We start from the raw sequence: 13,316 nt of genomic DNA on the forward strand, positions 1-13,316 counted from the left end.
AATGGGAATTATTGATAAACTAAATAAAGATTTTGAAAGCCGTGTCAGATTGGGTATTATGTCCGTTCTGATGGTTAACGACTGGGTAGATTTTACCGAGATGAAAACGCTTTTGAATATCACCGATGGTAATTTAGCGAGTCATTCCTCTGCACTTGAGAAAGCCGGATATATTGAAGTAAAAAAAGAATTCGTGGGCAAAAAGCCAAAAACCTCTTATCAAGTAACCAATTTGGGGCGTGCAGCTTTTAAAGAACACCTATCGTACCTTGAAAAATTAATGAAATCATAAATAACTCTATTTTTTTATCTAAAAACTTTGAATTACAAAGTACTTTTAAATCTGTCAATCATGAAAAAACATCAAATTATCTTAGCCTGCACAGCGGTTTTTATACTGCTTTTTTACAACGAATCTGTTGGAATCAATATTTCTATTTTTGGCGTTTTGCTGACGCTTTTAATTAGTTATTTCTTTCAGGAGAAGTTTGTAGACCGATCACATTTAGTTCTCGTAATGACTTCTATTTTGTCTTGTTTCGCTTTTGCGTGGTATGGAGATGCAGCATCGTTTTTTGCCTTGGCATTGTCAATTCTAATTTTACAATTCAAAACACAAGACGGCGAACTCAAAATCATACAAGTTTTTCCTTTAATATTCTTAAATGGAATCACTTCTTTAGGACGAGTATTTATTTTTAAGCAATGGCTTCCAGAACGAAAAATTCATAATGATTTTGCTAAAAAATTGGTAGCTTTTGTTCTTATTCCGGTTATTTTTCTTGGATTGTTTTTTATCGTTTATTCTTTCGGAAGTGATCATTTTTCGTCATTATTTACAGATTATGAATTCGATATTAATCTGCCACAACTAATTGCAATGAGCATTTTAGGATTTTATATTTCATTTAGCTTCTGGAATTATTGGGTTCCAGAGGTTTGTTATGAATATAATCCGAGATTGAGTAATAATTTTACGAATATTTCTGAAGTAAAAAATCAAAGTACTTTTTCATTTTTAGATTTAGACTTCGAAAGAAAAAGTGGTGTAATCACACTGTTTCTTTTAAATATTATGCTATTAGTTTTTATTGGAACTTATAATTATGAGCAGTTTTTTGAGGTTGTAGAAAAAGCAAATCTAAGTTCAGATACGCATGAACGTGTAAACGCTGTAATTTTTTCAATCTTAATGGCAGTTGGAGTAATTATGTTTTACTTTAAAGGAGGTTTTAATTTTGATGAAGAAGCTTCTTCTCTAAAAAAACTAGCAAAAGTTTGGTTAGTTTTAAATGTAGTTTTGATTATAAGTGCCATTATCAAAAACTCAGAATATGTTTCATTTTATGGTCTAACTTATAAAAGGCTAGGAGTGTATGCTTTTCTAATTTTAGCCATTATCGGATTAGTTATTTCATTTCAAAAAATAAGCAAACAGAAAACAAACGCTTTTCTTTTCAATCAGATGGTTTGGTATTTCTATGCAACAATACTTTTGTGCAGTTATGTGAACTGGGGAAATCTTATAACGAACTATAATATTTCAGTTAATAAGGGAGTAGAGCCTGTTTTCTTAAGCGGATTGAATTTTAATGATGATGCACGTCGTGAGTATTTCGAAAAAAATAACTTAAATGGAAAATATTCAGAAGCAGTAAGGGAAGAATTGATATCTAATTATCAAAATGCAAACTTTTTGTCTAAAGCTTTATATTATGAATTTATAGACAAAAAAGAATAAATTAAGAAAAGCTTTATATTTTGAAATCTCATCAGAAATGATGAGATTTTTTTGTTTTTTTTTGAAAAACACATGATAGATGTTATTTGTCTGATTTTTAGGTTATTTGTCGAGTTCTATTAATCACTTATTAAGAAAATATTTATATATTTGATTTGTAAAAAAATGATTGCTTTTTTATTGATTTCAATCGGTTGAGAGCAATTTTTTATCCAAAAACAATTTTATTAATGTCCTTAAACAAATAAAATCATGGAAACAACTACTTTAAAATCCCCCAAAAAGGAAATCCAACTCATTAATCCCCCCGGAGTAGATATAACTCCTCCAGAAGAAGCCGCTGCTATTGGTCGTGTCGGATTTAAAAAAAAGAAATCAGTCGACATTCTATCACCTTACGTGGAAGCTTATTATGATGCAAAAAAAAATGTTCTTTCTATAAATGCAGTCGTCTATGTTGATCATACAAAAGTCATAAATGAAGTGCTAGATTATAGTATATTTCAAAACACTTTTGTTGATCTTGATGGAAACCCTCAGTTGCAATTTTTTATAGTATATGATATGCCCGAAGAATTATCGGAAGATTTAGTGATTTATGAAATAATTTTTACGGCAGATGCGGATAATTTTATCGGCGGACTTTCAAATATTAAACAAATACAGACTTTTCTTTGGGATGTAGATCCTGTTGCTTCTAGAGGAACAGTAACTAATGTACAGTCAGGTTAATTACTTAATCAAAAAAAAGTGCTGTAATTTGATTTTACAGCACTTATGAATTTTTATCAGTATAATGCAATGTAAAAAAGTGTAATGATAAATAGAGTATTGACTACTTCGCTATTGTTATTTTCCTTATTTGTTTTTTCTCAAACACACCTCCAAAAAGAGAATTTGATGAGCACGGCAATTAAACTAAAGGCTCAGAAATTTAAAGAAAATACTAATTTCTATAAGGCACAGAACTTCTTTCTTCAAAATAATTGGGATTCTACTTTGGTTTATTCGATGAAAGAAATAAACGAATCTCGAAACAAAGAAATCTTAGATTACTGTCATTATTTTAGAGCAATAAGCTTTAAAGAAAAGAAACTATTAGATGAATCTAAAAAGGAATTAAATCAAATATCAAGTGGTTTTCCATTTTCGTATAAAGTTAAAATGAAATTGGGCGAAATCGCTTTAAGCAAAAATAATTTTAAACTTGCTTTACAGTATTTTCATGAAACTGAAAAGTTAACCAACAAACAGCTTTATGACATAAAATTCACTACAGTTCTGCATAATATTGGCTTATGTTATTTGCATCTTGAAAATTATGAGAAAGCTGAAGAATATTTGTTTAAAAGTGCAAAACGGCAAGAAATAGAAAAAGACACACTGCTTTTAATTGGCTCTTATATGGATATTGCAACTTTGTATTATCAGCAATATAAAGATAGTCAGGCAATTCCTTATTTTGAAAAAGCATATCACCTTTCGCAGAAAGCAAAATCATTAGAATTAAAGCAAAATGCAACTTTAAATATGGCTGTAGTGGAGGAAAATAGGAAAAATTTTCCGTTGGCATTGAACTACAGAAAAGAATATGAAAAATGGAAAGACTCATTAAACGATCAAAATAAAGTTTGGGCAATTGCAGATCTTGAAAAAAAGTTCGCAATCAAACAAAAACAAAAAGAAGTAGATATTCTTGAAGCCGAAAATGAAATCAAAGCCGCAGAGCGAAATGGATTTTTAGCTTCTTCGATTTTACTGCTGATTTTATTTGGAACGGGGATTTATTTTTACAGACAAAAAATTAAAAAGAATAAAATTATTTTAAAACAGAAAAACGAACTAGATGAGTTAAATGCTACAAAAGATAAATTGTTTTCTATTGTAAGTCATGATCTAAGATCGTCTGTAAATGCTTTAAAAACCAGTAACGGAAAGCTAATAGAAAATCTTGAAAGTAAAAATTTTACAGAATTGGATACTTTGTTGCACACTAATAGTACAATAGCAAACAGCACTTATAATTTACTGGATAATTTGTTGAATTGGGCTTTATTACAAACCAAACAATCTTACTTTTTTAAAGAATGCCTTCACTTGGCTTCGATAGTTCAGCATGTGGAATACAATTATAAACCGTTGATGTTGAGTAAGAATATCGGTTTTAAAAATGAAGTAGCAAAATCAGAATATGTATTCGCAGATACAGATTCGCTTAAAATCATTATTAGAAATTTTCTAGATAATGCAATTAAATTCTCAAAGGAGAATGGTTTGATAAGTATTTATACCAGAACTTCTACAGAAGAATATTGTTATTTGGTAATCGAAGATACTGGCGTAGGAATGAGCGAAAATACGATAAATGATTTGCTGAAAGATACTATACTGCTTTCTAAAAAAGAGAATGATGACATAATAGGAACCGGTCTTGGATTGCAGTTGTGTAAAAGTATGATTTACAAGAACGGTGGAAGCTTGGAGATAGAAAGCAAAGAAAACGTGGGAACAAAAATTATCATTGCATTACAAAAGTTTAAAAATCATGGATAATATAAACGTACTGATTATTGAAGATACCGTTTCAGAAAGCGATGCGCTCGTAAAGGTACTTACAGATAATAATTATAATATTGTCGGAATTGCAACGACGTACAATGAAGCACTTGCATTGTTTTATAATAATGTGGTGGATATAGTAGTTATTGATGTCTTTCTAGACGGAAAGCCTGACGGAATTACTTTTGCAGAAACCATAAACATTGTTCCAAACAGTGTAAAACCGTTTGTGTTTTTAACCAATTCAAAAGATCGTCAGATTTTTGAAAGAGCTAAACTTACCAAACCTTTCAGCTTTTTAATGAAGCCTTTTAATGAACTCGAAATTCTTTATGCAATGGAAATGGCTGTGGAAAAATTCTACCAGCAGTTAAATGTTTTTCATAGCGAAGATCAAAATACTGTAGTTAGTAACGATTCGCTTTTTATCAAGAAGAAGAAAGCATTAAAAAAGGTTTGTATAGAAGATATTTTATATATCGAAGTAGAAGATCGTTATTGCAATATTATTACCGAAACTGAAAAATTTGTAATTCTTATTTCGCTGACCAAAATCTTAGAACTCTTAGATCCGTTGCAATTTGTTAGAACACACCGTAATTTTATTGTAAATTCTAATAAAATTTTAGAAATAGTTTTGAGCGATAATTTGATTGTTTTAAAAGGAAATCACCATGTAACGCTTAGCGAGAAATATAAAGACGTGATTGGTAAATTTACCGTATTGAAATAAAATAAGCTTTTATAGAAAGTAAAAAGGGCGCTAAATATTTTTTAGCGCCCTTTTTTAATTATCTCCTCTTTTTTTAAATCGAGGATCATGTTTTGAAATAAATGCTTTTCTTCTTGTTGGAGCTGAAGTTGAAGCCGAACTTTCAACTTTAGGAAGACTTGCTTCTTCAGTTTTACTAGAAGGCTCAATTAACTGATTTAATTCTTTTATTTCAGCATCAGTCAATTCTCTATAACGGCCAACAGGAACATCTAACGAAATATTGATAATTCGGATACGTTTAAGCGCTGTAACTTCGTAACCTAAGTATTCAGACATTCTTCTAATTTGGCGGTTTAATCCCTGCGTTAGAATGATTTTAAAAGTGTATTTGCTAATTTGTTCTACTTTACACTTTTTTGTAACCGTATCCAAAATCGGAACACCATTTCCCATTCTCTGAATAAAACGATCTGTAATTGGTTTGTTTACTGTAACGGTATATTCTTTTTCGTGGTTGTTTCTCGCACGAAGAATCTTATTCACAATATCACCATCGTTGGTCATAAAAATCAATCCTTCACTGGCTTTATCTAACCTTCCAATTGGGAAAATACGTTTTGGATAATTGATATAATCAACAATGTTATTTTTAACTTCTAAGTTGGTCGTACATTCAATTCCAACAGGTTTATTGAATGCCAGATAAATCATTTTTTCGTTTTTCTCAACGATCAATTTACCATCAATGCGCACTTCATCATTTGGCGAAACTTTAGTTCCCATTTCCGCCACCGCACCATTTATTGTTACGCGTCCTTCTTCAATTAATTTATCGGCTTCACGACGGGAACAATATCCCGTTTCTCCAATAAATTTATTAAGACGTTTTAAATTTTCTTCCATACTGCAAAAGTAGCTAAAAGTTTAGACTTCTTAGAATTTTAGATTTTAGACTTCTTAGATTTTTCACAATCTTGTCATTTCGACCGAAGGGAGAAATCACACTAAAAGTTTCGCAAAGTATATCGCCAATCTTTGTCGAATTACGAGTGTGATTTCTCCCTTCGGTCGAAAGGACAAAACTCAAAAGAGCCTTTTAACCTATTTATTGATGAAACTCACGGCTATCTTCCGGAGTTTCTTTTCTGTCAAACATTCCGTAGTCACGAACAACAGTTGCAATTCTTAAATGATAATCTTTAAAAACTTCATTTCGTCCTTTTGCTTGCGCATGACGATGCATTTCTAGATTTCTCCATTGCTGAATACTCTCTTCATCTCTCCAAAAAGATAAAGACAAAATTTTTCCAGAATCAGCTAAACTCTGAAATCTTTCTATAGAAATAAAACCATCAATATGGCTTAATTCGGGTTTTAGATTTGCAGCGATATCTAGATATTCTTCTTTTTTTCCTTCGTTCGGAATGACTTCAAAAATTACAGCGATCATTTTAATTTTAGATTTTAGTCCCGAAGCTTCGGGACAAATTTTAGATTTTTGGAAAAACTTTGGGCCTTTGAACCTCTGTTACTTTGTACCTTCAAAAAGAAACTCAATCACTTTATCATACAATTCGTCATCATGCATGCCGTGGCCTAAACCGCTGGTTTCTATAAATTGACTGTTTTTCCAATTGCTGGCTATTTTTTGCCCTTCGGCGAAAGCCACAATTTTATCAGAAGTATCGTGAGCAATAAATCCAGGAATAGTAAATTTAGATGCAAATTTTTGCCCTGAAAAATCTTCTAATTTAAAATTGAAACGATTTATGAATTTATTTTCTAGAAGAGGAAGCATTTTTCTGTTCAAACTCAACATCGAAATGTAATTGTCAATCAAAGTTTTTAAATCTGAAGGAGCGCCCAAAATCACCATTTTATTGATGCTCGTATTCGGAAATAAATATTGATGATAAACACAAGCTGCGCCACCAATAGAATGTCCAATTATAATTTCAGGCTGATATTTTTCTACAGCTTTATTGATGAATTCGGCATAAAGCGGAACATTAAATTCTTTTCCACTGCTTTGCCCGTGCGCAGGTGCATCAATTGCTATAATTGTACTTCCTGACTTCTGAAGATGCGGTAAAGTCTTTTTCCAGCGAGAAGCATTGCTTTCCCAACCGTGAACTAGTAGAATTTTGGTTTCATTTCCTTTCCAAATGTAAGTTTGAAAATGATGTTCGTTATGATGAAATGTTTCTGTTTCTGTATGTCGTAAAACTTTTGGAAGTTCTTCTTTTTTTAATCGGCCAACTCGTGGCTGGCTAAAAAGTGCATACGAAAGTTCCATCGCTTTTTGTGGACGAACATAACTCAAGAAGTTTATATAAGTTCCAACTGATTTTAATGTGATAAAACGAATTCCTTTTTTAATTTTCAAAACTTAAATTTTTATTCTTGTAAAGGTAAAAAATATGATTTTAAACTTGCTGAAAAATATTTTGCCACAGATTAAAAAGATTAGCGCAGATTAATTCATTCAACTCCGAAATAAAAATAATCTTTTTAATCTGTGGCAAAAATTAAACGCAAAAAAAAAGTCCCGATTAAATCGGGACTTGATATTTAGAATTTTGCGAACAATTGTTCCATTTTTTCTTTTTCTTCTTCAGCTAATTGAGTATCAACTAAAATTCTTCCAGAGTGCTCATCAGTGATGATTTTCTTTCTTGAAGCAATTTCTACCTGAGTTTGTGGTGGAATTGTGAAGAAAGATCCAGCAGAAGCTCCTCTTTCGATAGAAACTACAGCTAATCCGTTACGAACACTGCTTCTGATTCTGTTATAAGCAGCTAATAATCTGTCTTCGATTTGTGCAGCGTATTCAGCAGATTTCTCAGTTAAGAAAGTTTCTTCTTTCTGAGTTTCAGCCATAATAGCGTCTAATTCAGATTTTTTATGTTTTAAATGAGAGCTTTTTGCATCAAGTTTTTCTTTTAAATTAGAAATAACTTCTTTTTTGTGCTCGATAGAAGCTTTCATTTCTTTGATTTGCTTTTCAGCCAATTGAATTTCTAATTCTTGAAATTCAACTTCTTTTGTCAAAGAATTAAATTCTCTGTTGTTACGTACTGATTCTTGTTGTTTTGTGTACTTTTTGATCACTTCTTTATGCTCCTCAATAGCAATTTTTTTTGCTTTGATTTGCTCCTCAATCACTTCAAGTTCACCTTTCAGTTTTTCTGAACGAGTGCTTAAACCTGCAACTTCATCTTCTAAATCTTCAACCTCTAAAGGAAGTTCTCCTCTAACGTTTCTGATTTCGTCAATTCTAGAGTCAATAAGCTGTAAATCATATATTGCTCTTAACTTGTCCTCAACACTTAATTCTTTCGTATTCGTCATATTTTATAAGTACTTAACTGGATTTGTATTTTCTTCCGATAAAATGATCGCAAAATTAAGAATTTTTTTTCGAAGATAATCAACAATATAGTTTTTTGTATAGCGTTCACTCTCAAAATGACCAATATCCGCCAAAAGTAACTTGTTTTCGGCTTCATAAAATTGATGATATTTTAAATCGGCTGTCAAAAAAGCATCGGCTCCAGCCTGAATTGCATTTTTTATAGCAAAACTTCCTGAACCGCCCAAAACTGCCACTTTTTTTATTTTTTTGCCTAAAAAAGCAGAATGACGAATTCCATCAGCAATCATTTTGTCTTTTACGAAGTGAAGAAATTCTTTTTCATCCATTTCAGTTTCAAATTCACCAATCATTCCCAAACCAATATTTTGATGCGAATTTTCAAGATTATAAATTTCGTAAGCTACTTCTTCGTAAATATGATTGGCAAAAAGCGCTTTTAAAATTCGTGATTGCAAGTGTTTTTCAAAAACTACTTCGATTTTGATTTCTTCACCTGTGTGCAGTTTTCCTTTTTCTCCAATTACTGGATTGCTGTCTTCGTTTCCTTGAAAAGTAAAAAAGCCTTGAGTGTTAAAACTGCAATTGTCATAGTTGCCAATTTTTCCTGCGCCTGCTTCAAATAAGGCATTTCGAACTTTATCGGCATTATCTGGAACGGTAAAAGTGACTAATTTTTGAATGAAGTTTTGTTTCGGAATCAAAACTTTGGTATTTGTCAATCCTAAAGCATCACAGAAAATTTTATTCACGCCTTGCGAATGATTATCAAGCGCCGTATGAACGGCATAAATAGCAATGTCATTTTTGATTGCTTTTAAAATAGCGCGTTCAACATAATTTTTGCCTGTAATTTTTTTAATTCCAGAAAATAATATCGGGTGAAAACAAACTACCAAATTGCAGTTTTTAGCAATTGCTTCATCAATTACATTTTCTAAGGCATCGTGGCAAACTAAAATTCCTGTGCTTTCGGTTTCCGAATTGCCAACTAAAAGTCCAACGTTGTCAAAATCTTCGGCGTAAGCCAAAGGAGACATTTCTTCAAGAACCGCTATTATTTCTTTAATTTTCATTCGTATTTTAAAAGGTTTAAGGTGAACAACAAAAGTAATCCAAATTCTAAACTATTACAATCAAAGAAATAATGTGACTTTTACTAATTGAGATTTCTGGTGAATTTTAGTTTTAAATGATTTTCAGTTAATAACATAAATCGAAAATGATTTTTTCATCAGGCAGGATAAAACTGTTATTTTTCCAAAAATCTAAATTTTCGGGAACTGAATTATTTAAGCCAATTTTTAAAAGCGCTCGATTGAGTTTTTCAGTATTTATCGTTTTTACTTCTGTAGACATTAGATTGTTGACATTATAGGTGTCGTATAAAAAGGAATTATCAGCTGTTGAAGTGATAATCGATTTGTCTATTACATTGAGATAATTAATAAAATATTTTCCATCTGATAGTTTATACGTTATTGTGATTTTATGATTCATTTGTGCAGTTTTACCAACCTGATTTTTTAATTCAAATGGTTCTCTGGTAACACAATGTTCATACTTTAATACAGCAAATGTTTGCGTGTCGATATATAAAACTCCAGAGGATTTTTTTGGTGCAGGATAACCATAACCTGTAGAATATGCACCAGGCTCATTGTTTTGGAAGCTTATTTTGTAGACTTTCTGGTCGTTGTAAGGGACAATGCCTTCTTTTTTTAACGTATAAGAAGCGGGTTTATAAAGTACATTGGCTTTGCTTAGAATAAGATCACGATCAAACAGAAAAGCAAAAGTAGCCATGCTGCCGAGTTTGTTTTTCGAAGTATTTTTAATAATCTCGCGGGTTTGCTGTATTTCTCCAAATATTTTTTCTTCAGGATTATTGACACCTTTCATTCCTGTTGAATTATAGGTTGCTATAATTGATTCGTCATGAGAAATAACTTCATTGTTTTTAATTACTTTATTGCTAAAAAAGAATGTTTGATTGTACGGGTTCTGATCGTAATTGAGTTCAATATTAATCTGAGCTTTTGCTACTATTTCTTCTGCAGATAATGGTTTTGAGGTCGAACTTACTACAACTTCATTTAAATTAATAGTTTGAAAATGAAATGGTCTTAGTTTTATTTTTACAAAATGTTTATTCGTATCAACAAGATTTTTAATTGAAATCGTGTCCGAAATATATCCAAAAGCCGATACAATGATTTTGTTATTAAAATTAGGTTTATCTATTAGAATCGAAAATTCCCCTTCTTTATTTGCCAGAATATTTTTGTTTGTTTGTTGTATTGAGACGTCAGCATTTGCGATTATTTTATGATTTTTAAAATCGTTTATTTTTCCATTTATGACAAATGCATCGTTTTGAGCTTGTACATAATTTTCTTTTTCAAATAATCTTGTTTCAGGCTGATATGATTTTTTAATGAAAAAAAGACCATCAAAAATAGTATTCCATTTTGCTTTTATTGGTATGTTTCCTAATGCAGAGCAGTAATAACCATTAGTTTCTTTCTTGTCAAATTCGAAAAACACTTTTTTATAACCTTTATTTGAATTTTGTTGTTCGATGCTATTTTCAGGAGGAGTAAGAATTGGAAGAGTTTTGCCATCTACACGTCCATACAATCCTTCGTAAGAGGAAAATGCAATACTATAAACTTCATCTTTAAAATAAGTTTTTAAAAGACCGCCCATTGGTAATGCTCCTTCAAGAAGTTTTGCTCCTTCGCCAGGAGTATAATCTGTAAAACCAGTGATTTTAAGCTCCATGTCTGACTGCTTTTGCAAATAATTTTCAGTTACTTCAGTAAATTCTGTTTGGTCGATATTTTTGGAAAAATGATAAGAAGCTCCCCAGCAAATCATTTTTTCATTTGGATACATTTCGGATAAGAAAATCAAATTTTTTGACATTTGCTTGTCTCTCGGATTTTGAACCGCAACTTTTTGGTTTTGCAATTGCATGACCTCAAAATTGACATCAGAAATTTTACTATTGATGACCTGTTTCAGCATTTTTTCATGGAAAGTCGGATTTTGTATTTCTTTGAGAGCGTTTACCAGAATATTAAAATCTTGATACAAATCGGTAGAATCTTTTCTGCTGTTGGCAATACTTTCCAAGTCTCTAAAAACAAAGGCTTTTTCTATTCTTGTCAAACTGTTTTTAGCAATATTAATTTTTCTGTTTTTGATCAAATCAGTTAAATCATTCATAAAATGATTCGAAAAAAGAATTCCTTCCTGGCTATCAAATCCTAAGATTTTTATAGTGTCTTTTTGTTTGGCGCGTTCTTCAATATAAAGAAGTAAATTTTGAAATGCTTTGCTATCAGACCATATATCTAGAATACTTTGGTCGAAAACCTCGATTGCAGTCTTTTTTTTCGAATATTCTTGAAACGCTTTATACTGATCATACATTCCACTTTCGAAAGCGATAGCATTGTATTTCTGCTTTTCGTGCAGATATTTTATGATATTCACTTTTTCATCAAAAGTAGCTCCGTCACCATGAGATTGTTCTCCCAATAAAACGATTTTTTTATTTTTAAGAATGGTATCTAAAAACGAATAGTCATTATTTTCGATTTTGCAATATTTGCCCGATATTATATTTTGTGAAAAAGTTAAATTTAAAAGTAAAACACAAAATAGCGTAAAATAAAATTTCATGATCTATTAGTTTTCTAATCAGAATTCTCTTGATTAGATTTTAAATTGTTTAAGGAAAAATCGTTCTAAAAGTAGTGTAATAATTTATTGTTTTTAGATTTTTTTCTGATATTTCTTTCTAATTTTTATAGGTAACTAAAAGTTGCTTTGTGTGCAATTTTATCAATTTTTATATTTTTATAATTTCTAATAATAGTATAAAAAATTATACTTTCGTAAAATGAACATACTTCGAAAAATACTTTTCCCATTCGCTGTTTTATACGGATTCATAACTTCGATCCGTAATTTTCTTTTTGATAAAGAAATTTTAAAATCGACTTCATTTGATCTTCCAGTAATTGCGGTTGGAAATCTAAGTGTTGGCGGAACTGGAAAAACGCCTCAAATCGAATATTTGATCCGTTTATTATCTGATAAATATAAAGTGGCAACTTTGAGCCGTGGTTATAAAAGAAAGTCAGAAGGTTTTATTTTGGCTGACGACAATTCGAATGCTGAAATTTTGGGAGATGAACCTTTTCAGTTTTATCAAAAATTTCCAAATGTAATGGTTGCGGTTGATGCCAATCGCACAAACGGAATTCAGCAATTGCTTTCTCAAAACGAAAAACCAGAAATTATTTTGCTGGATGACGCTTATCAGCACAGAAAAGTAAAAGCAGGTTTCTACATTTTACTGACTTCTTACGGCGATTTGTATTCAGATGATTTTATGCTTCCAACAGGAAATTTAAGAGAAAGTAGGAGCGGGGCAGAAAGAGCCAATATCGTAATCGTTACAAAATGTCCTAAGATTTTATCTGAAGGAGAACAAGCCGAAATTCGCTTAAAGCTAAAGTTAAGCTGTTCGCAGCAAGTCTTTTTTACATTTATTGATTACGATATTTTTATTTGCAGTAAGCATCAAAAAATTGCAGTTATCGAAATCAAAGAGGAGCCTAAATTACTCTTGGCGGGAATTGCAAAACCAAAACCTTTTTTTGATTATTTAAAAAATGAAAACGATGAATGTTTAACTTTTCCTGACCATCATCATTTTTCTGATGCAGATTTAGATGCAATTCAAAATAAAGCAAACGGAAGAAAAATAATTACAACCGAAAAAGATTACGTGAGATTAAAAGATTCGAAATTGGTTTCTCAGCTCTATTATCTGCCAATAAAAAGTTCTTTTATTAATCATCAGCAAAATTTTGATGCTACGATTTTAGAATATGTAAAGAAGATTTAGAAGC

The 13,316-nt window shown here is 31.0% G+C and carries 12 protein-coding genes; 6 read left to right on the forward strand and 6 right to left on the reverse strand.

Annotation, left to right across the window (positions count from 1 at the left end):
- Position 1 precedes the first annotated feature (1 nt).
- The 5 genes from OD917_RS04085 to OD917_RS04105 all read left to right on the forward strand — a co-directional run bounded on the left by OD917_RS04085 (position 2) and on the right by OD917_RS04105 (position 5,033).
- Complete coding sequence (locus OD917_RS04085) at positions 2-292, forward strand: winged helix-turn-helix domain-containing protein (RefSeq protein WP_263522258.1); 291 nt, start codon at positions 2-4, stop codon at positions 290-292.
- A gap of 60 nt (positions 293-352) precedes the next feature.
- On the forward strand, positions 353-1,741 hold the full coding sequence (locus tag OD917_RS04090; RefSeq protein WP_263522259.1) for a DUF4173 domain-containing protein: 1,389 nt from the start codon (positions 353-355) through the stop codon (positions 1,739-1,741).
- 252 nt (positions 1,742-1,993) lie between these two features.
- On the forward strand, positions 1,994-2,473 hold the full coding sequence (locus tag OD917_RS04095; RefSeq protein ID WP_263522260.1) for a hypothetical protein: 480 nt from the start codon (positions 1,994-1,996) through the stop codon (positions 2,471-2,473).
- A 168-nt stretch (positions 2,474-2,641) separates the two neighbouring features.
- Positions 2,642-4,294 carry a tetratricopeptide repeat-containing sensor histidine kinase gene (locus tag OD917_RS04100; protein WP_263522261.1) on the forward strand — a complete coding sequence of 551 codons (1,653 nt, stop codon included), beginning with the start codon at positions 2,642-2,644 and terminating at the stop codon, positions 4,292-4,294.
- A complete protein-coding gene (locus OD917_RS04105; RefSeq protein ID WP_263522262.1) occupies positions 4,287-5,033 on the forward strand; it encodes a LytR/AlgR family response regulator transcription factor in 747 nt (248 codons plus the stop codon). The genes OD917_RS04100 and OD917_RS04105 overlap by 8 nt, the downstream gene beginning before the upstream one ends.
- A gap of 54 nt (positions 5,034-5,087) precedes the next feature.
- Here the strand turns inward: OD917_RS04105 and rluF are convergent, their stop codons facing one another.
- The 6 genes from rluF to OD917_RS04135 all read right to left on the reverse strand — a co-directional run bounded on the left by rluF (position 5,088) and on the right by OD917_RS04135 (position 12,078).
- The gene (gene rluF, locus OD917_RS04110; RefSeq protein WP_263522264.1) at positions 5,088-5,918 is read right to left on the reverse strand and encodes a 23S rRNA pseudouridine(2604) synthase RluF; all 831 of its coding nucleotides are present in this window, start codon (positions 5,916-5,918) and stop codon (positions 5,088-5,090) included.
- Between the two features lie 202 nt (positions 5,919-6,120).
- The gene (locus tag OD917_RS04115; RefSeq protein WP_263522265.1) at positions 6,121-6,465 is read right to left on the reverse strand and encodes an antibiotic biosynthesis monooxygenase family protein; all 345 of its coding nucleotides are present in this window, start codon (positions 6,463-6,465) and stop codon (positions 6,121-6,123) included.
- Positions 6,466-6,543: 78 nt separating this feature from the next.
- Positions 6,544-7,401 (reverse strand): alpha/beta fold hydrolase, encoded by an 858-nt coding sequence (locus OD917_RS04120; protein WP_263522266.1) that lies wholly within the window; start codon positions 7,399-7,401, stop codon positions 6,544-6,546.
- A 185-nt stretch (positions 7,402-7,586) separates the two neighbouring features.
- Positions 7,587-8,366 carry a zinc ribbon domain-containing protein gene (locus OD917_RS04125; protein ID WP_091496387.1) on the reverse strand — a complete coding sequence of 260 codons (780 nt, stop codon included), beginning with the start codon at positions 8,364-8,366 and terminating at the stop codon, positions 7,587-7,589.
- 3 nt (positions 8,367-8,369) lie between these two features.
- A complete protein-coding gene (locus OD917_RS04130; RefSeq protein ID WP_263522267.1) occupies positions 8,370-9,464 on the reverse strand; it encodes a Nif3-like dinuclear metal center hexameric protein in 1,095 nt (364 codons plus the stop codon).
- A 127-nt stretch (positions 9,465-9,591) separates the two neighbouring features.
- Positions 9,592-12,078, reverse strand: a complete 2,487-nt coding sequence (locus OD917_RS04135; protein ID WP_263522268.1) for an erythromycin esterase family protein — start codon at positions 12,076-12,078, stop codon at positions 9,592-9,594.
- 220 nt (positions 12,079-12,298) lie between these two features.
- Here OD917_RS04135 and lpxK point away from each other — a divergent pair, with 220 nt between their 5' ends.
- Positions 12,299-13,312 carry a tetraacyldisaccharide 4'-kinase gene (gene lpxK / locus OD917_RS04140; RefSeq protein ID WP_263522269.1) on the forward strand — a complete coding sequence of 338 codons (1,014 nt, stop codon included), beginning with the start codon at positions 12,299-12,301 and terminating at the stop codon, positions 13,310-13,312.
- The last annotated feature ends 4 nt before the right edge of the window (positions 13,313-13,316 follow it).

Source organism: Flavobacterium sp. SH_e, assembly GCF_025717045.1.
GTDB lineage: Bacteria > Bacteroidota > Bacteroidia > Flavobacteriales > Flavobacteriaceae > Flavobacterium.